This is a genomic window from Billgrantia sp. Q4P2 (genome assembly GCF_052806135.1).
Genome location: NZ_JBRBAI010000007.1, coordinates 194854 through 216700, shown reverse-complemented (window position 1 = coordinate 216700; position 21847 = coordinate 194854). Strand labels below are relative to the sequence as shown.

At 65.5% G+C, this 21847-nt stretch carries 20 protein-coding genes; 1 reads left to right on the top strand and 19 read right to left on the bottom strand.

Annotated features, from left to right (window positions below):
• Positions 1–41 precede the first annotated feature (41 nt).
• The 4 genes from ACUY1T_RS14255 to yrfG form a co-directional block, all read right to left on the bottom strand.
• On the bottom strand, positions 42–1598 hold the full coding sequence (locus tag ACUY1T_RS14255; protein ID WP_446023870.1) for a phosphoenolpyruvate carboxykinase: 1557 nt from the start codon (positions 1596–1598) through the stop codon (positions 42–44).
• Positions 1599–1909: 311 nt separating this feature from the next.
• Entirely contained in the window at positions 1910–2785 is an 876-nt protein-coding gene (gene hslO, locus ACUY1T_RS14250; protein WP_446023869.1) for an Hsp33 family molecular chaperone HslO, read from the bottom strand.
• Between the two features lie 134 nt (positions 2786–2919).
• Complete coding sequence (gene hslR / locus ACUY1T_RS14245) at positions 2920–3303, bottom strand: ribosome-associated heat shock protein Hsp15 (protein ID WP_446023867.1); 384 nt, start codon at positions 3301–3303, stop codon at positions 2920–2922.
• Positions 3296–4009 carry a GMP/IMP nucleotidase gene (gene yrfG, locus ACUY1T_RS14240; protein ID WP_446023866.1) on the bottom strand — a complete coding sequence of 238 codons (714 nt, stop codon included), beginning with the start codon at positions 4007–4009 and terminating at the stop codon, positions 3296–3298. The genes hslR and yrfG overlap by 8 nt, the downstream gene beginning before the upstream one ends.
• A gap of 115 nt (positions 4010–4124) precedes the next feature.
• Between yrfG and nudE the strand changes: the two genes are divergently transcribed.
• Positions 4125–4712 carry an ADP compounds hydrolase NudE gene (nudE, locus tag ACUY1T_RS14235; RefSeq protein WP_446023864.1) on the top strand — a complete coding sequence of 196 codons (588 nt, stop codon included), beginning with the start codon at positions 4125–4127 and terminating at the stop codon, positions 4710–4712.
• Between the two features lie 18 nt (positions 4713–4730).
• Here nudE and ACUY1T_RS14230 read toward each other — a convergent pair whose 3' ends face one another.
• The 15 genes from ACUY1T_RS14230 to ACUY1T_RS14160 all read right to left on the bottom strand — a co-directional run bounded on the left by ACUY1T_RS14230 (position 4731) and on the right by ACUY1T_RS14160 (position 21756).
• Positions 4731–5819, bottom strand: a complete 1089-nt coding sequence (locus tag ACUY1T_RS14230; protein WP_446023862.1) for an oxidoreductase — start codon at positions 5817–5819, stop codon at positions 4731–4733.
• 73 nt (positions 5820–5892) lie between these two features.
• On the bottom strand, positions 5893–7737 hold the full coding sequence (gene ilvD, locus ACUY1T_RS14225) for a dihydroxy-acid dehydratase (RefSeq protein WP_446023861.1): 1845 nt from the start codon (positions 7735–7737) through the stop codon (positions 5893–5895).
• A 120-nt stretch (positions 7738–7857) separates the two neighbouring features.
• Positions 7858–8403 carry a hypothetical protein gene (locus ACUY1T_RS14220; RefSeq protein ID WP_446023859.1) on the bottom strand — a complete coding sequence of 182 codons (546 nt, stop codon included), beginning with the start codon at positions 8401–8403 and terminating at the stop codon, positions 7858–7860.
• A gap of 22 nt (positions 8404–8425) precedes the next feature.
• The gene (locus ACUY1T_RS14215; RefSeq protein WP_446023857.1) at positions 8426–10237 is read right to left on the bottom strand and encodes a TRAP transporter permease; all 1812 of its coding nucleotides are present in this window, start codon (positions 10235–10237) and stop codon (positions 8426–8428) included.
• 211 nt (positions 10238–10448) lie between these two features.
• Positions 10449–11426: a TAXI family TRAP transporter solute-binding subunit gene (locus tag ACUY1T_RS14210; protein WP_446023855.1), complete on the bottom strand. Its 978-nt coding sequence runs from the start codon at positions 11424–11426 to the stop codon at positions 10449–10451.
• A 203-nt stretch (positions 11427–11629) separates the two neighbouring features.
• Positions 11630–14065, bottom strand: coding sequence for an endopeptidase La (gene lon, locus ACUY1T_RS14205; RefSeq protein WP_446023854.1), 2436 nt, complete (start codon positions 14063–14065; stop codon positions 11630–11632).
• A 123-nt stretch (positions 14066–14188) separates the two neighbouring features.
• Positions 14189–15427, bottom strand: a complete 1239-nt coding sequence (locus ACUY1T_RS14200) for a DUF945 family protein (protein ID WP_446023852.1) — start codon at positions 15425–15427, stop codon at positions 14189–14191.
• A gap of 67 nt (positions 15428–15494) precedes the next feature.
• Positions 15495–15968 (bottom strand): phosphatidylglycerophosphatase A family protein, encoded by a 474-nt coding sequence (locus ACUY1T_RS14195; protein WP_446023850.1) that lies wholly within the window; start codon positions 15966–15968, stop codon positions 15495–15497.
• On the bottom strand, positions 15965–16918 hold the full coding sequence (thiL, locus tag ACUY1T_RS14190; protein ID WP_446023848.1) for a thiamine-phosphate kinase: 954 nt from the start codon (positions 16916–16918) through the stop codon (positions 15965–15967). Before thiL ends, ACUY1T_RS14195 begins: the two co-directional genes overlap by 4 nt.
• An 11-nt stretch (positions 16919–16929) precedes the next feature.
• On the bottom strand, positions 16930–17436 hold the full coding sequence (nusB, locus tag ACUY1T_RS14185) for a transcription antitermination factor NusB (RefSeq protein ID WP_446023846.1): 507 nt from the start codon (positions 17434–17436) through the stop codon (positions 16930–16932).
• Complete coding sequence (ribH, locus tag ACUY1T_RS14180; RefSeq protein WP_446023844.1) at positions 17433–17936, bottom strand: 6,7-dimethyl-8-ribityllumazine synthase; 504 nt, start codon at positions 17934–17936, stop codon at positions 17433–17435. Before ribH ends, nusB begins: the two co-directional genes overlap by 4 nt.
• 104 nt (positions 17937–18040) lie before the next feature.
• Positions 18041–19195: a bifunctional 3,4-dihydroxy-2-butanone-4-phosphate synthase/GTP cyclohydrolase II gene (gene ribBA, locus ACUY1T_RS14175; protein ID WP_446023842.1), complete on the bottom strand. Its 1155-nt coding sequence runs from the start codon at positions 19193–19195 to the stop codon at positions 18041–18043.
• 288 nt (positions 19196–19483) lie between these two features.
• Entirely contained in the window at positions 19484–20620 is a 1137-nt protein-coding gene (gene ribD, locus ACUY1T_RS14170) for a bifunctional diaminohydroxyphosphoribosylaminopyrimidine deaminase/5-amino-6-(5-phosphoribosylamino)uracil reductase RibD (protein ID WP_446023840.1), read from the bottom strand.
• Positions 20621–20634: 14 nt separating this feature from the next.
• A complete protein-coding gene (nrdR, locus tag ACUY1T_RS14165; protein ID WP_167116950.1) occupies positions 20635–21117 on the bottom strand; it encodes a transcriptional regulator NrdR in 483 nt (160 codons plus the stop codon).
• 147 nt (positions 21118–21264) lie between these two features.
• Positions 21265–21756: a copper chaperone PCu(A)C gene (locus ACUY1T_RS14160; RefSeq protein WP_446023837.1), complete on the bottom strand. Its 492-nt coding sequence runs from the start codon at positions 21754–21756 to the stop codon at positions 21265–21267.
• Between the last annotated feature and the right edge of the window lie 91 nt (positions 21757–21847).

Here is a 21847-nt window from a genome sequence, read left to right as displayed (position 1 = left end):
CCTTCCCCGTTTCAGACCACTGCGGTAACCGCGGGTTCACATCAGGTCAGGCTGGGCCCGGCCTTGGTGATGGCTTCGCTGACGCCTTCGAACTTCTTGAAGTTGTCGACGAACTTGGCCGCCAGGTCGCGCAAGTTACGATCGTAGGCTGCCTTGTCTTCCCAGGTCTCGCGCGGGTCGAGCAGGCTCGAGTCGACGCCCGGCACCGATACCGGCACGTCCAGGTTGAGCCCTTCGATGCGCTTGGTCTCGATCTCACGCAGCACGCCGGACTGGATGGCACTGATGATGGCGCGGGTGGTGGGAATCGAGAAGCGCGAACCGCCCTCGCCGTAGGCGCCACCGGTCCAGCCGGTGTTGACCAGGTAGACCTGGGCGTCCTTGGCTTCGACGCGCTTGATCAGGAGGTCAGCGTAGACGCGAGCCGGGCGCGGGAAGAACGGCGCACCGAAGCAGGTGGAGAAGGTGGCTTCCAGGCCAGCGGAGGAGCCCATTTCGGTGGAGCCCACCTTGGCGGTGTAGCCGGAAAGGAAGTGGTAGGCCGCCGCTTCCTTGGACAGCACCGACACCGGCGGCAGCACGCCGGACATGTCGCAGGTCAGGAAGATGATGGCGTTGGGCTCACCAGCACGGTTCTCCAGCACGCGCTTGCCGACGTGTTCCAGCGGGTAGGCGGCGCGGGAGTTCTGGGTCAGGCTGTCGTCCGTGTAGTCGGGCTCGCGGCGGTCGTCGAGCACCACGTTCTCGAGCACGGTGCCGAACTTGATCGCGTTCCAGATCACCGGCTCGTTCTTCTCGGAGAGATCGATACACTTGGCGTAGCAGCCGCCCTCGACGTTGAACACGGTGCCGGGGCCCCAGCCGTGCTCGTCGTCACCGATCAGGTAGCGCGCCGGGTCGGCGGAAAGCGTGGTCTTGCCGGTGCCGGAGAGACCGAAGAACAGTGCGGTCTCGCCGTCTTCACCGACGTTGGCGCTGCAGTGCATGGGCAGCACGTCGGAGGCTGGCAGCAGGAAGTTCTGCACCGAGAACATCGCCTTCTTCATTTCGCCGGCGTAGCGCATGCCGGCGATCAGCACCTTCTGCTGGGCGAAGTTGAGGATCACGCAGCCGTCGGAGTTGGTGCCGTCGCGATCCGGGTCGCACTCGAAGAACGGCGCGTTGAGGATGGTCCACTCCTGCTTGGCCGAGGGGTTGTAGCCCTCGGGGCGCACGAACATGGTGCGGCCGAACAGGTTGTGCCAGGCCGTCTCGGTGGTCACCCGTACCGGCAGGTAGTGAGTCGGGTCGCTGCCCACGTGGAGTTCGGAAACGAAGCGTTCGCCGCTGACCAGGTAGTCCTCGACACGGGCCCACAGGGCATCGAACTTGCCGGCATCGAAGGGACGGTTGACGCTGCCCCAGTCGATCTCATCGCTGGTAGAGGGCTCGTCGACGATGAAGCGATCCTTGGGCGAACGGCCGGTACGCTGGCCAGTGTTCACCACCAGGGCGCCGTTCGCGGCCAGATGGCCTTCTCCGCGTGCCACGGCACGCTCGATGAGTTCGGCGCTGCTGAGATTGACGTGTGCTTGAGGAGCGGCTTGGGATGTGGTCATGTCGTTTCCTGGGCCTTGCGGCCTGTTCTCTCTCGTGTGCCAGGCGTCATACGCCATTGCGTTGCGTTTCCGATCGTCCGTGTGCGGATGCATGCCGTCTTGTCTTCTGGCGATCGGCCTTGAGGCGGCGCCATTATGGCAAAAAGGGAGCCGTCAGGAAACGCTAACTTTGACCGAAGTTCTTGTAGTTTTACTACTACATCGGGACATATCGCCGCAGGTTGACACCGCTCGTGTTTGTGCATCGCAGCAATTCCAGGCAAACGAACGAAGCCCTTTTGCACCTCTATTCACGCCGGCGGCGACCTGCATCAATGCAGGGTAGGGGGCGGCCCACCCTGGGCGCGCAGTAGCGCCTCGACTTCGCTCTCCGTGAAGCGGTAGTGGGTATGACAGAAATGGCACTGGGTCTCGATCTCGCCCTGCTCTGCCAGTACGTCACGCAGTTCGTCGGCGCCCAGGGTCGTCAATGCATCGCCGATTCGCTCCCGCGAGCAGGTGCAGCCGAAGCGCAACGACTTGGGCTCGAAGACCCGTACCGTCTCCTCATGGTAGAGGCGATGCAGCAGCTCGTGCTGCTCGAGCCCCAGCAGTTCTTCGGTTCGCAAGGTCTTCGCCAGCTGGACGGTGCGCTCCCAGGCGTCGTCATCCTGATTCTGCGACTCGTCAGGCAGCCGCTGCAGCAACAGCCCGCCGGCACGCTGGTCGTCGGCGCGCAGCCACAGCTGGGTGGGCAGCTGTTCGGACTGCGAGAAGTAGGCCTCGAGGCAGCCGGCCAGGCTGTCCTGGTCGAGTGCCACGATGCCCTGGTAGCGATTGCCCTCGCGCGGGTCGAGGGTGATGACGATATGGCCCTCCCCCACCAGTTCGCGAAAACCTGCCTGTCCTTGTGGCAGCGAGGCATCCTCCGCCACGCGAGCGATGGCGCGCAGCTCACCCCCGGGGTTGGACTCGGCCATCAGCAGCGACAGTGCGCCTTGCCCGCGCACCTCGATACTGAGGATGCCGTCGAGCTTGACCGTGTCGGTGAGCAGTGCCACGGCAGCCAGCAGTTCGCCCAGCAGGCGGTTGACGGCAGGCGGGTAGCCATGCCGCTCGAGCACGTCGCCGTAGGCCCGCTCGAGGGTGACGATCTCGCCACGTACATTGGTGCGTTCGAACAAGAAACGCTGGATCTGGTCGGTCATGAACTTGTCTGCCTATGGGGCTTCGGGCTTCGGGCTTCGGGCTTCGGGCTTCGGGCTTCGGGCTTCGGGCTTCGGGCTTCGGGCTTCGGGCAGCAGACTAGCTCGTAGCTCGTGGCCCGCAGCTGCCCGAAGGGCTATTCACCCTTGCGCTGGAAACGCTGGATGTCGCGCCGCTGCTTCTTGTCGGGCCGCTTGAGCGGGTGCTGCATGGCCTGGTTGGTCAGCCGGCGGCCCTCGGCCTCGCGCTCCCGGCGCTCGGCGCTCTCGGCCGTCTCGCGATAGAGTTCGCGGGCCTCCGGCGCACCGCGACGCTGGTCGGAAAGCGCCACGACCTCCACCTCCCAGACGTCCCAGCCCTGGGGCACGCGAATCAGGGCACCCACTTCGACATTCTTGCTGGTCTTGGCACGCCCGCCGTTGTAGTGCACCTTGCCGCCTTCGATGGCTTTCTTGGCCAGCGCGCGAGTCTTGAAGAAGCGGGCGGCCCACAGCCACTTGTCGAGTCGTACGCTATCCACCGTTCTCTCCTGTCTCGGCATGCTTGCCTGCATCGCCACGTACCTCCGAGGGTAGTTCCTCGGGCAGGATCGTGGCGAAGCGGTCCAGGGCAATGAACTCCTCGAGCTCCTTTTCCGGCCGTGTGCTGTCGGGCTGCTTGATGCCGAGCAGGTGGCGGATGCCGTATTCCCGCGCGCTCTCCAGCACATCGGGGTTGTCGTCGATGAACAGGGTTCGTGCCGGGTCGAAGGGCTCGACCTCCTGCAGTGCGAACCAGAACTCCTGGGCCTCCTTGGGCACGCCGAGGTCGGCCGAGGAGACGATGGCATCCAGGTAGGCCTCGAGGCCGGTGAGGGGCAGCTTGAGTTCGAGACTTTCACGATCGGCGTTGGTGGCCAGCACCACCCGCGGGTGGGCCTTTCTCAACCACTTGAGAAAATCCAGCGCATCGCTGCGCAGGCCGATCAGGTGCTGGATCTCGCGCTTGAGAGCAACGATGTCCACGCCCAGCTCGCGGCTCCAGTAGGCCAGGCTATACCAGTTGAGGGTGCCCCGCTCGCGCAGGATGCGCGAACGTATCTGCTCCTGAGTCGCCTCGTCGAGGCGATGCAACTCCACGTAGCGCCGCGGCAGGTGCTCCAACCAGAAATGGCTGTCGAAATGCAGGTCGAGCAGTGTACCGTCCATGTCCAGCAGAACGGTATCGATGGCGCGCCAGTCGATCATGGCGACTCCCGGTGAAGTCTGAGCGGTGGAAGGCGTGATATTGTACTCAATGGATACCGGCGGCGCATTCCCGGCAAGAGCATGCCGATGCCCGCCCGCACGAAACGGAGCCTTCATGTCCGAGCAACGACCCCTGCAGAAACCCCAGGTGCTGGCGCGTCAGTCCGTCGCCAGAAGCCGCCTGTTCCATATCGAATCCCTGGAGCTGCGCTTTGCCAACGGAGCCGAGCGCACCTTCGAGCGCCTGACCGGCAGCGACCAGGGCGCGGTCATGATCATCGCCATGCCCGACCCGGATCACGTGCTGCTGATCCGCGAATACGCGGCGGGCTTCGAGGATTACGTACTGACCCTGCCCAAGGGACTGGTGGACCCGGGCGAGGACATCGTCACCGCCGCCAATCGGGAACTGATGGAGGAGTGCGGCTTTGGCGCCCGGCGTATCGAGCCGCTGGTGGAACTGTCACTGGCGCCCAACTACATGCGCCACCGCATGCAGGTGCTGCTCGCCACCGACCTCTATCCCAAGCGCCTGCCCGGGGACGAGCCGGAACCACTGGTGGTCGAAACCCACGCTTTGGAGGAACTACCGGCGCTGTTGATGCGCGACGATTTCCACGAGGCGCGGGCCATCGCCGCGCTGTTCATCGCCCGCGACACCCTGCGCGAACGCCGCGGCAAGGAGGCACCGCTGAGCTGGTAGCCGTGCCGGCCCGGCAACTCAGCCGTGACGGTGAAGCTGACGCAGGTTGCCATTGCCCTCCTTGAGGCGGATCCAACGGTTCTGGCGATAGCTGTCGAGCCCTGCTTCCAGCAGGGTCATGACCTCGATCCCCTCCTCCACGCGGACCGGGACCGGCGCCCCGCTCGTCAGCGCCTCGACGATGCCGACGTAGTAGGCCAGGTAGTCGCCGGGGAGCCCGGGATACTCGCTCGTGACCAGATTCCCATCGTTCCCTTCCCCAGCCACCGTCAGCTGGCCAGGGCGGGGGTCGACCCCCCAGTCGCGCGAGGGAGTGCGCCCCTCCTTCAGCCAGTTCTCCTGGGGGTCGCGGCCATACTTGACGAAGCTGCCCCGGGTGCCATGCAGCGCCTGCTGCGGCGTCGGTTCCGCCACCAGCGAACTGGCCCGCAGGGTGACCCGAAGCGTGTCGTATTCCAGCAGCGCATGAAACTCGTCGTCCACTTCAGCACCATCCCGCGCCGCCATCAGGTCGAGCAGGATCGCCCGCGGCATGCCAAACAGCGTGCGCGTCTGGTCGAGCAAGTGCGAACCCAGGTCGTACCAGATACCACTGCCCGGCTTGTGCTGTTCGCGCCAGCGCTCGGCTACCGTGGGCCGGAAACGATCGAAGCGCAGCTCGAGCGAGACCGGCCGCCCCACGCTGCCCTCCTCGACCAGCTTATGCAAGGTACGGAAATCGCTATCCCAGCGGCGGTTGTGAAAGACGCTGAGCTGACACTCGGCCTTGTCGGCTTCGGCCTTGAGCAGCCGTGCCTCGGACAGCGACACGGTAAGCGGCTTGTCGACCACCAGATGCTTGCCGGCCGCGAGTGCTGCCTTGGCCAGCGGGAAGTGGGTCTCGTTGGGGCTGGCGATGACCACCAGGTCGATATCCGAGCGGGCGAACAGCGCCGCCGCCTTGGGCAGCACCTCGACTTCGGGCAGTGCTTCATGCACTCGCTCGGGCGAACTGCTGACCACGGCCAGCAATTCCAGCCCAGGCGTAGCCTGGATCAACGGGGCGTGGAAGATACGGCCGGCAGTGCCAAAGCCGATCAGGCCGACACCGAAGGTCTGCTTGCGCATGTCGTCGTTCCTTACTGCTGCATGAAAAAGCCCGCAACGACGAACCGGGCCAGGGCCCGGTTCGTCACTCGCGTCAATCGAGCTTGGAGAGGTCGCGCACCGCGCCCTTGTCGGCGGAAGTCGCCAGCAGCGCATAGGCCTTGAGCGCCGCCGAGACTTTGCGCAAGCGCTGTATGCTGGGTTTCCAGGCCTGACTGCCACGCGCCTCCTCGGCTTCGCGCCGGCGAGCCAGCTCATCGTCGGAGAGCTTGACGTCAATGCGCCGGTTGGGGATGTCGATGCGAATGACGTCACCCGACTGCACCAGGCCGATGGCCCCGCCCGCCGCCGCCTCGGGGGAGACGTGGCCGATGGAGAGACCGGAAGTACCGCCGGAGAAGCGTCCGTCGGTGAGCAGCGCGCAGGCCTTGCCCAGGCCCTTGGACTTCAGGTACGAGGTGGGGTAGAGCATCTCCTGCATGCCTGGCCCACCTTTCGGCCCTTCGTAGCGGATGACGACGACATCGCCCTCCTTCACCTTGCCCTCGAGGATGTGTTCGACGGCCTGATCCTGGGACTCCACCACGTGGGCCGGACCCTCGAAGACCAGGATGGAATCGTCGACGCCAGCAGTCTTCACCACGCAGCCGTCCACGGCAATGTTGCCGTAGAGCACCGCCAGCCCCCCCTCTCGGGAGAAGGCGTGCTCGAGATCGCGAATGCAGCCGCCCGCACGGTCGCCGTCGAGGCTCGGCCAGCGCGCGCTCTGGGAGAACGCCACCTGGGTGGGAACGCCGCCGGGGCCGGCCTTGAAGAACTCCACCACCTCGGGCGAGGGGCTGCGCATGATGTCCCACTCGTCCAGCGCTTCCTTGAGGCTATCGCCGTAGACGGTAGGCACGCGGGTATCGAGCACGCCGGCGCGATCGAGTTCGCCGAGGATCGCCATGATGCCGCCGGCACGATGGACGTCCTCGATGTGGTACTTCTGGGTGTTGGGCGCCACCTTGCACAGCTGCGGCACTTCCCGCGACAGCCGGTCGATGTCGGCCAGGGTGAAGTCGATCTCCGCCTCCTGGGCGGCGGCCAGCAGGTGCAGGATGGTGTTGGTGGAGCCGCCCATGGCGATGTCCAGGGTCATGGCGTTCTTGAACGCCGCCTTGGAGCCGATGGCGCGGGGCAGCAAGTGGGCCTCGTCGCCCTCGTAGTAGCGCTTGGCCAGCTCGACGATGCGATGGCCGGCGGTCTCGAAAAGCCGGCGACGATCGGCATGGGTGGCGAGTACCGTGCCGTTGCCCGGCAGCGCCAGCCCCAGCGCCTCGGTCAGGCAGTTCATCGAATTGGCGGTGAACATGCCGGAGCAGCTGCCGCAGGTGGGGCAGGCGCTACGCTCCACCTCGGCCAGGGTGGCGTCGTCCACCGAGTCGTCGGCGGCCATGACCATGGCATCGACTAGGTCGAGGCCGTGGTCGAGCAGCTTGGTCTTGCCCGCTTCCATGGGGCCGCCGGAGACGAAGATCACCGGGATGTTGAGGCGCATGGCGGCCATCAGCATGCCCGGGGTGATCTTGTCGCAGTTGGAGATGCACACCAACGCGTCGGCACAGTGGGCGTTGACCATGTACTCGACGCTGTCGGCGATGATGTCGCGGCTCGGCAGCGAGTAGAGCATGCCGTCGTGGCCCATGGCGATGCCGTCGTCCACGGCGATGGTGTTGAACTCCTTGGCCACCCCGCCGGCCTTCTCGATCTCCCGCGCCACCAGTTGGCCCATGTCCTTGAGATGCACGTGCCCGGGCACGAACTGCGTGAAGGAGTTGGCCACGGCGACGATCGGCTTGTGGAAGTCCTCGTCCTTCATGCCGGTGGCACGCCACAGGGCGCGGGCACCGGCCATGTTGCGGCCGGCGGTAGTGGTTCGGGAGCGATATTCGGGCATGGTGTCCTCTTCGTGCGCGTTCGCGCTATACGGTTAACGCCGTCTCTGCCACCCGCGGGCGGCGACGGTCTATGTCTGAAATCAATCCGATTCTGTCATGCACGAGCCGGGGCGGCTAGATTAGATTAATAGAGGGCTATCGTTGGCCAGCGGCTCGGTACCATAGAGCACCCAGACATCCAGCGCCGGCCCCAGGTCCTCGAGCAGGCGCAGCTCATCTGAGTGATCTTCGAATACCTGCCGGGCGCAAATGCCCGCCTCGAAGCGGCCAGCCAGCAGCCCTTCGGCCACCGCCACGGTAGTGGGCGAATCGACTTCTTCTGCGAAAGATGTGAGATCGGTGTAGTAGCGAGTGGCCGGCTGGCGTGCCACCTGGCGCGGCTCGGCGACCTCGCGCCGCGCCAGCAGCGCCAGCGGGTGGCTGCCGGCAACGAAGACATCCACCGGAAAGGCACGGTGCATATAGCGTCCCACGCAGTCGGCGTGGCTGAAATGCGCCGTGCATTGCAGCACCCGGTCCACCTCGCCCGCCACCAGCGCCGCGAAGGCCGTCGGAAAGTCATCGAAGAGCTTCACCTGCGCATCGGCAAGCCCACGTGCGGCGAGATAGCGGCGCAGCACCAGCACATGATTGTTTCCCTCGGGACCCAGCGTGGCAACGATCATCTCATTCTCCTCAGCATTCGGCTCATAACGCGAAGATCACCAGCGCCCCGGCCGCGACCAGCACCAGCCGCAGCCAGATGGCACGGCGTGCGATCACCCCATAGGAGATCGCGGCGAGGCCCAGTGCGATCTTGATCGCATCGATGATTGCCCAGAGCGGGTCGAAGGCCAGGCGGATCACATCGGGGTTGGCGACCATGGCCAGCGGAATGATATAGAGCCCGATGCCCAGCGCCATGGCCTTCATCGCCACCTTGAGCCAGTTCTCTCCCACCATGCCGGCGGCAATGAACACACCCCCGCACACCGGCGGCGTAATGGTCGAGAGCAGGGCGAACCAGAACACGAACAGGTGCGCCAGCAGCGGTTCGAGCCCCAGCGCGGTGAGCGCGGGCCCGGCTACCGAGACGCAGATCACATAGGCCGCCGTGGTCGGCACCTCCATGCCCAGCACCAGGCAGGCCAGCGCGGTGAGCAACAGGGCCGGCCACAGCATTTCATTCGAGAGCGACAGGATGCCGGAGGTGATCTTGACGCCGAGCCCGGTCAGCGAGAGCACGCCGATCACCAGAGAAGCACAGATGATGATGGCCCCGATTACCGCCACCTGGCGGCCGGCGGTGACCACGGCCTCGGCCATTCGCGTAGCGAAACCGCGCAGGGAGAAGGTCAGCGTGACGTCGAAGAACAGCAGCAGCATGCCGGCGAAGATGGCAACACTCGCCGCGTACTGGGGCGTAAAGCCGCCGAGGAAGATACGTTCGAGCAGCAGCACGAAGGGCACGGCGAAGAACAGCGAGGTGATCGCCACCTCCTTGCCGCTGGCGCGGTCCTCCGCCGCCATGGGGCGCAGGTCGTGGCGAGTGGCGTAGGCGTTGATGCCCATCCACACGGTGGCGAAGTAGAGAATCGCCGGCAGCAGCGCCGCCGCCATGATCTGGGTGTAGGGCGTGCCGGTGAGTTCGACCATGACGAAGGCCCCTGCCCCCATCAGTGGCGGCATGATCTGCCCGCCGGAGGAGGCCACGGCCTCGACGCCGCCGGCCAGGGTGCGCGGGTAGCCCAACCGCACCATGGAGGGAATGGTAATGGCACCGGTGGAGGCGACGTTGGCCGAGGCCGAGCCGGAAATCGACCCCATCAGCGCCGAGGAGATCACCGCCACCTTGGCCGCGCCGCCCGTCAGGCGCCCGGCGAAGGCACTGGCCATGTTCATGAAGCCGCGCCCCGCCTCGCCGGCGTTGAGCACCGCGCCGAAGATGACGAAGATCGCCACCACGCCCACGCTGACCCCGGTGAGCGACCCCCACAGGCCGCTCTCGGCAATGGTCAGGGTACCGACGAAACTCTGCATCGGTAGCCCGGGGTGGCCGAACTGACCGGGAATGTGCTCGCCGAATACCGCATAGGCCAACGCCGCCACCGCGACCAGCGGCAGCGGCCAGCCGATCGCCCGACGTGCCGTTTCCAGCGTCAGCACGATCAGGAAAACCCCCAGTGCCATCTGGAAATCGTTGTCGATGAAGCCGTACTGGTTCGCCAGGGCCTCCTCGTTGAAGGCGATATAGCCGCAGGCGGCAATGCCGAGCCCGGTCAGCAGCCAGCCGCTCCAGCGCTCGAAGGGCGAGCGGGCGGAAAAGATCAGGATCCAGGGCAACGCCAATGCCATGTGAATCGGCCGGCTGACCAGCGCCGGCGTCAAGCCGTAGAAGATCAGCCCCAGGTGAAAGGCCACCGTCACCGAGCCCAGGAGCACCCAGGCCGGAGGAATGCGCGGCACGTCACTGCCGACGGCCGAACCGGCCGTCGGTGAAGCGGAAAAAATCGAAAGCATAGAAAGGGAGCCTTTGGCTCAGGGCCGGCGACGACGGGCGGCCGGGCCGGCCCAGCAAGCCGGGGTTAGGGAAATGCTGAACAAATCGACGAGCGGAGTGAAGCGCAAGGCGCACGGAGCGCAGGAACCGGAGCCTATGCGGTATAGGTGAGGATTCCGAGTACCGCGCAACGCAGCGATTTGCCCGCGTAGGCATTTGTACAGCGTTTCCTTAGCGCAACTCGTCGGGGATTTCTATGCCGGCTTCGTCGTAATAGCGCACGGCGCCCGGGTGCAGGGTACCCGCAATGTTGCCGATCATGTCATGGGTGATGCTGCCCCACCAGGCGGTCTCCTCGGCCATGGCGTCGCGCCGCTCCCAGAAGGTCTTGGTCAGGGTGTAGGCGGTCTCGTCATCCATGCCGGTAGTGGTATAAGCGATCACCGGCAGCGAGGTGGTCTGCACGTCCTGATCGACGCCAGCATAGGTACCGGCCGGGATGGTCTGGCGTGCCGCGCCGGTCTGCTCGATCTGCTCGTCGCTGAGGCTGACCAGGCTGATCGGCATGCTGGCGGCGGTCTCTATCACGTTGGGCGTGGGGAAGGAGCTTGCCGTGACGAAGGCGTCGATCTGGCCATTCTTGAGCGCATCGGGGCCGCTACCGATCTCGGCGTTGGCCACGCGTACCTTGTCCAGCATGTCGAACAGCTCCAGATAGCGCTCCGCCTCGCGTGCACCGAAGGTGCCACGGCCAATGAGAATATGCTTGTCCTCGAGGTCCTCCAGGGCAATGACGCCCTCGTCGCCGGCCGCCACGAAGTGCATGGTGATGGCGGGAATCGGGAATAGTCCGCGAATCTCCTCGAAGCGCGGGCTCTGGCGCTCGGCGAAGGGCCCCTCGCCGGCCATGGCCTGATCGATCAACCCCGGCGGCGTGGTGAAGACATAGTTGCCCTGACGCGCCATGACCTCCATGACGTTCTGCACCGAGCCCTGGCTCTCTTCCAGGGTCAGCACGACCTCACCGTCGGTACCCCGACGAATCGCTTCGGAAAGTTCGACCCCCATCTGGTAATAGGCGGTGCCCGCCGAGGCGGACTTGTAGGTCACTCGCGTCTCGGCCTGAGCGGAAAGTGCGGTGGCGCCCAGCAGCACGGCGGCAGCCGATGCCAGCAGGCTGCGGGTGAAGGCAGGCTTGCGGTGAGTCATGAGGCTCTCCCTTGAGCGTTCGACATCGCGGGGCGATGCCCTTTTTGTAATGGTCGGGGATTTCACAGGGATCAAGAAACGTCCTGCATAAGCCTATAATGCCGATTTTTTGGCACAAGGGAAATTTAGGGCCAGCTTGCCTACCACGGCCGTGCTGGGCGACGCCGGGGAATCGGTAACGCTTTCCGCAACGCCGCCTCTGCTCACAGGCCGAAGGCGATCCAGGCCACGTCTCGATAGCGCTTGGCGAAGTGCACCGTCATGCCTTCCTTGAGGAAGTCGGGCAGTTCGTCGTAGTCGCGGCGGTTGGCTTCCGGCAGGATCACTTCGAAGATCTTGCTGCGCCGGGCGGCAATGATCTTCTCGCGAATGCCGCCCACCGGCAGTACCTGGCCGGTCAGCGTCAGCTCGCCGGTCATCGCCAGCGGCCGGTCGATGCCCTGGTGTCGCCCCAGCGACAGCAGCGCCGTGGTCATGGTCACGCCCGCCGAGGGGCCGTCCTTGGGCGTGGCGCCTTCCGGCACGTGCAGGTGGACGAAGGCCGAATCGAAGAAATCGGTTTCGACGCCATATTCGGCGAGATGGCCCAGCGCGTAACTGTAGGCGATATTGGCCGACTCCTGCATCACCTCGCCGAGCTTGCCGGTGAGCTTGAAGCCGCGAGTCAGCGAATGCACCTTGCCCGCCTCGATGGGCAAGGTGGCACCGCCCATCGAGGTCCAGGCCAGGCCGGTAACGACCCCCTCGCCCTTGAGCACCTGCTCCTGGCGGAACAGCGGGGCGCCGAGGAACTCCTCGAGATTCTTGACCGAGATGCGCACCGACTCCTGATCGCCCTCGAGCAGCTTGACGGCGGACTTGCGCACGATGCTGTGCAGCTGCTTCTCGAGCTGGCGCACGCCGGCCTCGCGGGCGTAGCCCTCGATCACCTGGCGCAGGGCGGCATCGGTGAGATTGATGCGCCTCTTCGGGATCTTGTCGCGCTCGAGCAGCTTGGGCCACAGGTGGTGCTTGGCGATAGCCACCTTTTCCTCGGCAATGTAGCCCGAGAGACGGATCTGCTCCATGCGGTCGAGCAACGGCCCCGGGATCGAGTCGAGGGTATTGGCGGTACACACGAACAGCACCTTGGAGAGGTCCAGGCGCACGTCGAGGTAGTGGTCGAGGAAATCGACGTTCTGCTCGGGGTCGAGTACCTCGAGCAGCGCCGAGGCCGGGTCGCCCTGGAACGACTTGCCGAGCTTGTCGATCTCGTCGAGCATGATCACCGGGTTCTCGACCTCGACCTCCTTGAGCGCCTGCACCAGCTTGCCCGGCATGGCGCCGATGTAGGTGCGGCGATGGCCCTTGATCTCGGCCTCGTCGCGCATGCCACCCACCGAGAAGCGATAGAACTCCCGCCCCAGCGCCTCGGCGATGGAACGACCGACCGAGGTCTTGCCCACCCCGGGCGGGCCGACCAGCAGCAGGATCGAGCCACCCACGTCGCCCTTGAAGGTGCCTTCGGCGAGGAACTCGATGATGCGTTCCTTGACGTCCTTGAGGCCGTCATGGTCGCGATCGAGCACCGTGCGGGCATGGGCCAGGTCGAGCTGGTCCTGGCTGCGCACGCCCCACGGCATCGAGGTCAGCCAGTCGAGGTAGTTGCGGGTGGTGCCGTATTCCGGCGAGCCGGTCTCCAGCACCGAGAGCTTGTCGAGCTCCTCCTCAATACGGGTCAGCACCTTGGGCGGTACGGTCAGCCCCTCGAGCCGGTCGCGGAAGGTATCGACGTCGTTCTCGCGATCGTCCTTGGAGATCCCCAGCTCGCGCTGGATCACCTTGAGCTGCTCGCGCAGGAAGAACTCGCGCTGGCGCTCCTGCATCTGGGCGTTGACCTGCTCGCTGATCTCGGTCTGCAACTGGGCGACGTCGATCTCCTTGCGCAGCAACGGCAGTACCTTCTCCATGCGCGCCTGGACCGGCAGGGTCTCGAGCACGGCCTGCAGCTCGCGTCCCTTGGCCGAGGTGATGGCCGCAGCGAAGTCGGTCAGCGGCCCCGGCTCGTGCGGGCTGAAACGGTTGAGGTAGTGCTTGAGTTCCTCGCCGTAGAGTGGGTTGATCGGCAGCAGCTCCTTGATGCCGTTGATGATCGCCATGGCATAGGCGCGGGTCTCGTCCTCGTCGGCCTTGACCGGCTCGCGCGGATAGCTGACCTCGACCAGGTAGGGCGGCTTCTTCGACAGCCAGCGCTGGATGCGGAAGCGGCGCAGACCCTGGGCGATGAACTGCAGCTGCCCCTCCTCGCCGTGCATCTTGTGCACCTTTACTGCCGTGCCGATCTCGGGGAAATGATCATGGCCGAGTTCATCCACCGCCTTGTCGCCGACGAAAGCCACACCCAGCGTATGGTGAGGCGTGTTGCCAACCCGCCGCATGGTCTCTTCCCAGCGCTCACGGTTGATCACCAGCGGCTGGACTTGGGCGGGGAAGAAGGGGCGGTTGTGGATCGGCAGCAAATAGATGCGCTCGGGCAAGTAGTCGCTGGCGGGAATGACGGCGTTGGCGATTTCGTCTACCTCACCATCGGAGCCCAGCGTCTCGTCGGAATCCGTCCTTGCCTGCTGCCAGTTCTGTTCGTCCTGATCATGCTCGCTCATGAAATCCTCGTCCTGAAGCTATGAAAGCCGGATGCACACTGAGCTGAGCAATGTGGGCGATAGCGGCCAACTTCAAGTCGAAGGCCTATCCAGAGCGGTCAATCAAGATACCGCTGCGCAAGATTAGCGCCACAGAGGTGGCAATGGACGGCTGTTGACGCGAACCTGCCCCCGCCCGATATCGATCTCCAGCGTACGGGTGTCCAGCGGCAGGCCAAGCCATAGCGCGACCACGGTGGGCAATTCATGCCAGGTGAAGTCGCCATCGAGGCGGCGGCGCCAGCGCTCCTTGACCTCAGGCTCTGCGAAGTCGACCAGGCTGAGCGCCTCCAGCTGGCGTCCATCGAAGAACAGCGAGCCATCGACCTGGGCGGACAGACCCAGCATCGGGCTATCCAGCTCGAGGCGCCGCAGGTCGAGGCGCGGCGAATCCCGAAGGATCGCCAATAGATAGGGTTCGAGATCGGCCAGCAGGGCATCCCGCCCGCCCTCATGACGACCGCTGGCGGCCAACTCGCGCAGCCGCGACATGGTGCTGCGAATCGCATCGGCATTGAGGCGTGACAACTCCGCATCCACCTGCCCGGTCAGCAAGATCTGTTCGGCGGTATGGATCTCACCCAGGTCGAGGTCGAGCTGCATGCGAAGCTCCTGGTCGTCCAGGGCAACACGGTTCCCCAGTCGTATGCCATGGGCATCGAGCTTGAGCTGGGGCTGGTGCCAGGAGAGCGACTCGATCTGCAGGCGGTCTTCCTGGATGAAGGTATGGGCATCCTCGGTGTAGGCGTACTGGCTGTTGAGCATGGCGGGGCCGATTTCCAGCCGAACCGCACCGTCGCTGAGCGTCCACGAATCGAGCTGGGCACGCAGCCGCCAGTTGCCCTGCTCGCCGCTGAAGCGCAGGCGCCCGCCTTCGAAGGTGAGTTCACGCTCCTGCTGGGTGATACGCAGGGGCGAAAGCTGGATCCGGCCCTCGAGGGTGCCACTCAGGGTGTGATAGCTCGCTTCCCACTGAGGCGGCGAGGATGCCAGCGAAGCGCCGAACAGTTGCACGCCATCGGGACCATGACGCAGCGTCACCTCACCATCGAGGCGCGTGCTGAGCACGCCATGCCGGGCACGATAGGTCAGCTCCAGCTGCCACATGTGGCCGAACAGCGGTGCCAGGTGAATGCGTCCGGTCGAGGTCCACCAGCCCTGTTCAATGTCCACACGTTCGATGTCGAGTTCACCGCGCGCCTCGAGATCGGCCAGCATGCGCGTCATCTCGCGCTCGAACAGCCAGCTCGAGACTGCCTGGCCCGCCTGCCAGGCAAGCAGAAGCACGACCAGCAACGGGACGATGAGCCGTTCCTTGCGCATAGCTTCCCCCTGTCCTTTTTTATCCTTTTCCTTGCGCCACCCCGTTCAAACGAACACGGAATGTAATCTAGTGCAACCAGAGCCAGAGGTGCATCGTGCTCCAGGCATAGATGCCAGCGAGAACGTCATCGATCATGATGCCGAACCCACCCGCCACACGCCGGTCGGCCCAGCGGATCGGCCACGGCTTGAACACGTCGAATATCCGGAACAGCACGAAGCCCCATAGCGCCGCCTCCCAGGAGAACGGCACCGCTGCCATGGTGATCCAGTAGCCGACGAATTCATCCCATACGATGCCGGAGTGGTCGTGTACGCCAAGGTCGCGGGAGGTCTTGTCACACAGCCAGACCCCCACCACGAAGGAGATCCCCACCAGCCACAGGTACCAGCCCAGCGGCAACTCCGAGAGCAGCCAGTAGAAGGGAATCGCGGCCAGGGTGCCGAAGGTGCCCGGTGCCCACGGTACGGCGCCGCTCCCGAGGCCAAAGGCGAAGAAATGAACGGGGCGCCGCCAGACGCTCGATGGACAGCGGTTCATGGCCTGCCCCCGCGGAAGTGCTGCCAGCCATGGGCACCGTCGAGATCGACGCCCGTTACGCCAGCCTCGGCACGGACGGTACCGATCGCCGTGAGGGCCAGGCCTTGCCCCGCCAGGCGCCGCCGGGCTTCTTCCAGGGCTTCGCCAGGCAGGCTCACCAATAGTTCGTAGTCGTCGCCACCGCACAGCGCGGCGCGATAGGCGGCCGGCTCGCCCAGTGCCTCGCTCAGGCCCGCTGCCAGGGGTAGTGCCTCGGGCTCGAGCCGTGCCCCCACACCCGATGCGGCCAGGATGTGCTCGAGGTCGGCCAGCAGCCCGTCGGAAATGTCGATGGCCGCATGGGCCAGGCCACGCAGTGCCAGGCCAGCCGCGAGCCTGGGCGTGGGCTTGAGGTAACGCGCCAGCAGCGGATGGCCGAGGTCACGTACGCCACGCTGCCAGAGCGCCAGCCCCCCGGCCCCGCCACCGAGAGCCCCCGTTACGGCCAGGATGTCGCCGACGCGCGCTCCACTGCGCGTCAGCGCCTCGCCAACGGGCACTTCGCCCATCACCGTAACGCCGATGGCGAGTTCGCCGCGAGTCACGTCGCCCCCCACCAGCGCGACATGGCTGGCCTGGCAAAGCGAGTGGAAACCGCGGGCAAAGCCTGCCAGCCACGCTTCGTCGTCACTACCGAGCGCCAGCGCCATGAGGCACCAGCGCGGCTCGGCGCCCATCGCCGCCAGGTCGCTCAGGCTCACCGCCAGGGCGCGATAGCCGATCGCCTCGGCCGGCGCGTCGGCAGGAAAATGCACGTCGGCTACCGAGGTGTCGACACTGACCGCCAGCTGCCGCCCCGGCCTAGGGGCGAGCAGCGCACAGTCGTCACCCACGCCAAGCGGCACGCCGGCATCCGCGCCGGGTGCTACGGGAGTGAAATGGCGGGCGATCAGTTCGAATTCACTGGCCACCTTTGGCACCTTCAGCCGCGACGCGCCCTGACCTCGGCACTACGCAACCGGGCGGCCAGCTTGTCGAGAATGCCGTTGACGTACTTGTGCCCGTCGGTGGCGCCGAAGGACTTGGCGAGTTCGACACCTTCGTTGATCGCAACACGATAGGGCACGTCCAGCCGGCGGCTGAGTTCGTAGGCGCCCAGGCGCAGGATGGCCAGTTCGATGGGATCCAGCTCCGTCAGCCGCCGGTCCAGCAGCGGCGCAATGGAGGCGTCCAGATCGTCGCGGAAGCGGACCACGTTGTGCAACAGTTCGTGGAACAGGGCCAGGTCGGCGATCTGCATCACCTTGGCCCAGTTCTCATGATCCTCGAGATCATCGTCGGGCTGCTGACTGCGGAATTCCGCCTCGATGGCCGTTGCCGACTTGCCGGTCATGTGCCACTGGTAAAGACCTTGCACTGCCAGTTCCCGAGCCGCACGCCGCGCCTGCTGGCCTGCAGAAGGGGTGCGTTGCGGGCGCGACGCACTCATGAAGTTTCTCCGTTGTGACCGTCGCTGTCACCGAAGCCGCGCAGCAGGGAGACCATTTCCATGGCGGCCATCGCCGCTTCGGCCCCCTTGTTGCCGGCCTTGGTGCCGGAGCGTTCGATGGCCTGCTCGATCGTGTTGACCGTCAGCACGCCATTGGCGATGGGCGTTTCGAATTCGAGCTGAAGATTGCCCAGCGCCGCGTTGCAGCCACCCGCCACGTACTCGAAGTGCGGCGTGCCACCACGGATCACCGCGCCCAGCGCAATCACCGCATCGGGGCGCGCCACCTGCAGGGCACGCTTCACCGCCAATGGCAGCTCCCAGGCACCCGGCACGTGGACGATATCGATATTCCCGGCGTCTACGCCGTGACGCACCAGGCTATCCACGGCACCTTCGACCAAACTGTCGACCACATGGTGGTTGAAGCGCCCTACCACGATCACGTAGCGACCGTCGACGTCGACGAAGTTGCCTTCCAGTTGAGACAGGGTATGCATCGCTGATTCCTGCTGAAAATGGTCCTGCTGAAAATATGGATCCGGCTGAAGTCGAGCGGGCCGGCAGCTCGTGCCGGCCCCTTGGACATTGAGCGAGCGGGGGCTCAGCCCTGAGCAGTCGTTCCCTCTTCGCCCGGCGCGATCAGCTCGACCACCTCGAGGTCGAAACCGGACAGCGCCGAGAACTTCCAGGGCGAACTGAGCAGTCGCATGCGCCCCACGCCCAGGTGCCGCAGAATCTGCGAGCCGGTACCGATGGTCAAGTAGTTCCCGGCGCCATCGGAGTCGCTGGTGCGCGGCAAACGGCGGCGCTCCAGGAACACCTCCAACTGGTCGCGGAAGTCCTGGTGCGGCCGGCCGTCGTCGAGCAGCACGAACACCCCGTGTTCGACCCGGGCGATCTCTTCCAGCGCGCTGTGGGTCGTCCAGTTGCGGCTCTCGCCCTTCTGCAGGCCCAGCAGGTCGCGCATGGTATCGGCCAGATGCACGCGCACCGTGGTCAAGACATCGGGGCTTGGCTCGCCCTTCACCAGCGCCACATGGTGCGCATTCTGAATTCGGTCGTGAAAGACGTGCAGGGTCAGCTTACCCACCGCCGTATCGACCAGGGTGGACTCGACCGGCTCGACTGTCTGCTCGTTGTGGATACGATAGTGGATCAGGTCGGCAATGGTGCCCATCTTGAGGCCGTGCTCGGCGGCAAAGCGCTCGAGTTCGGGGCGACGGGCCATGCTGCCGTCGTCGCTCATGACCTCGCAGATCACGCCGCTGGGGTCGAAACCGGCCAGGGCGGCCAGATCGCAGGCCGCCTCGGTATGGCCGGCACGGCGCAGCACGCCGCCGGGCTCCGCCATCAGCGGGAAGATGTGCCCCGGCTGGACGATGTCCTCGGCACGCGCGTTACGCGCCGCAGCCACCTGCACGGTGCGTGCCCGATCGGCGGCCGAGATCCCGGTGGTGACGCCTTCCGCGGCCTCGATAGAGAGCGTGAACTTGGTGCCGAAACCGGACCCGTTGTCGCTCACCATCAGCGGCAGCTTGAGGCGCTCGCAGCGCTCGCGTGTCATCGGCATACAGATCAGGCCACGCGCGTGGCGCGCCATGAAGTTGATATGCTCGGCCTCGACCTTCTCGGCGGCCATGATGATATCGCCTTCGTTCTCGCGATCCTCATCGTCCATGAGGATCACCATCTTGCCCTGACGAATGTCCTCTATCAGGTCTTCGATGGGAGCCAGGCCCCCTGGGGAAGATTGCACGCTGGAATCTCCGAATGTTCGAACGACGTCATGGGCGACAGTGCACCGCAACAGAACGTTGCCGCCGATATCGCACCACGTTGAATGGGCGTCAGAGTACATTGGCGCGGCTTCGGGCGCCAGTAGCGAGTACATTGGCGCGGCGCATACCACCACATCCTGACCGCTCCGGGGCAAAGGCCGCTGGGGAGGCGCTGTGAATCCCTCCCTGGACGCTACTTTTTCCATCCCTGGAAAAAGACCTCCCCAGCGGCCTGCCCCGGAGCACATTGCCCGGGAAGCCGCGGCTCACTCCTGCCTTCGCTCCGGCCGCGCCGTGATCCGCCAGTCGCGGCCGACCGCGCGGATATCGAGAATCTCCAGCGGCCGCTGTTGAGCCATGCGCGTCAGCCCCGGCAAGGCGAACAGCGGGCGTGCCTCGCCGCCGAGCAGGGTCGGCGCCACGAACAGCTGCATCTCATCGACCAGTTCGGCGTCCAGCATGGCACCGGCGAGCGTGGCACCGGTTTCCAGCAACACCTCGTTGACCAGTTCCTGCTCGGCCAGGTAGTGCAGGAGTGCGTGCAGATCGACGCGTCCGTTCTCGCCAGCCGGCAGAACCAGCACTTCGGCGCCAGCCGCCTCGAGGCGCGCGCGACGCTGCGTATCGTAGCCCGACACGGTGGCCACCAGGGTGCGCCCCGGCTCACGCAGGCAGGCCGCGGCCTCGGGCAAGCGCAGTTGAGTATCGACCACCACGCGCAGGGGCTGGCGTGCCGCGATGGCCTCGGCATCGTCAAGGCCGAGCTGAGACGCCCTGACCGTCAGCCGCGAATTGTCGAAGATGATCGAGTCGACACCGGTCATGACCGCACTGGCGCTGGCCCGTAGCCGCTGTACTTCCGACCTGGCATGAGGTCCGGTGATCCACTGCGACTCCCCCGACTGCATGGCGGTACGGCCGTCGAGGCTCATGGCCATCTTCAAGCGCAGGTAGGGGCGCAGGCGAGTCATGCGCGAGATGAAGCCGCGGTTGAGTGCACGCGCCTCCTCCTCGAGTAGCCCCACCACCACCTCGATGCCTGCCTCACGCAGCATGGCGATGCCACGCCCCGCCACCTCGGGGTTGGGATCCTGCATCGCCACCACGACCCGCTTGACGCCAGCTTCGATCAGCGCCACTGCACAGGGTCCGGTACGCCCGTGATGGGAGCAGGGCTCCAGCGTCACATAGGCGGTGGCGCCACGGGCAGTCTCCCCGGCCATGCGCAGCGCATGAACCTCGGCATGCGGCTCGCCGGCGCGCACGTGCCAGCCCTCGCCGACCAGGCGCCTGTTCTTGACCAGCACACAGCCCACGCGTGGGTTGGGGTGCGTGGTATAGAGGCCACGACGGGCGAGCTGTAGCGCCCGGGCCATCCAGGCGGCATCGGTCGGCTTGGCCATATCACTCCTACACGCTAGTCGTCGGCGGTGCCGGGCGGAAAACCAGGTTCCTGTGAAAGGCGGTCGATCTCGGCGCGGAACTCATCGATGTCCTGAAAGCGCCGATAGACCGAGGCGAAGCGAATGTAGGCCACCTGATCCAGTCGCTTGAGCGCCTGCATCACGGCCTCGCCGATATCGCGTGCCTGGATCTCACGCTCGCCGGTGGCCCGCAGCCGATGGCGAATTCTCTCCACTGCCGCTTCGATGGCCTCGGCGCTGACCGGGCGCTTCTCCAGCGCACGTAGCATACCGGCGCGCAGCTTGTGCTCGTCGAAGGTTTCCCGCGAGCCATCGGATTTCACCACCCTGGGCATTACCAGTTCGGCGGTCTCGTAAGTGGTGAAACGCTCGCCGCAATCGGTGCACTGGCGGCGGCGGCGCACCTGATCGCCCTCCGCCACCAGGCGGGAGTCGGTCACGCGGGTGTCATGGGCGCCACAGAAGGGGCAATGCATGGTATCGATCCGAACGTGAAGCGGGCGACCCAGTGGTCGCGCATGGTCACGAGTGAGAGCTTGTTGACCCGGCATTGTACCCGCTCCCCCGCTGGCCGCCCAGCACAGGCGTTCGCCCAAGTATGCCGGGCGGCCGTCAGAACGGCTTCAGTGGTCGTGTCCATGCCCATGATTGTCATGTGCATGGCCGTGGCTGCCCTTCCCGTCCACGACGATACGCTTGACCGGCGCTTCGAGCCGCTGAGACTCACCCGACTCGAACCTGAGTTCGATCTCGACGGGCTCGCCCTCCACCAGCGGTGCGGTCAGGCCAATCAACATCAGGTGCAGTCCACCCGGTGCCAGCTCTGCACTACCGCCGGCCGGTATGACGACCTGCGGTACCTGGCGCATCTGCATCACTCCATCCACGTTTTGGTGGTCATGGAGTTCCGCCACTTCTGCCACCGAGGATTCTGCTGCCACCAGGACCCTGTCCCGCTCGCCCGGGTTGCGCAGCGTCATGAACGCAGCGGAGGCCTGCGAGCCGGGTGGTACGGCGCGTACCTGCGCCTCTTCGACGAGCAGCGGGTCGGCAAGCGCGGTCAGCGACACCAGCGACAGACCGGCAGCGGCCAGCAGTGAACGGGACAGCACCATATTGGGACTCCTTGTTGTAGCGTTTGGCATGCACCAGAGAAATGCAGCGAACAGCATACTACGAGGCCTTGAGGAAGGAGACCGGATGCGT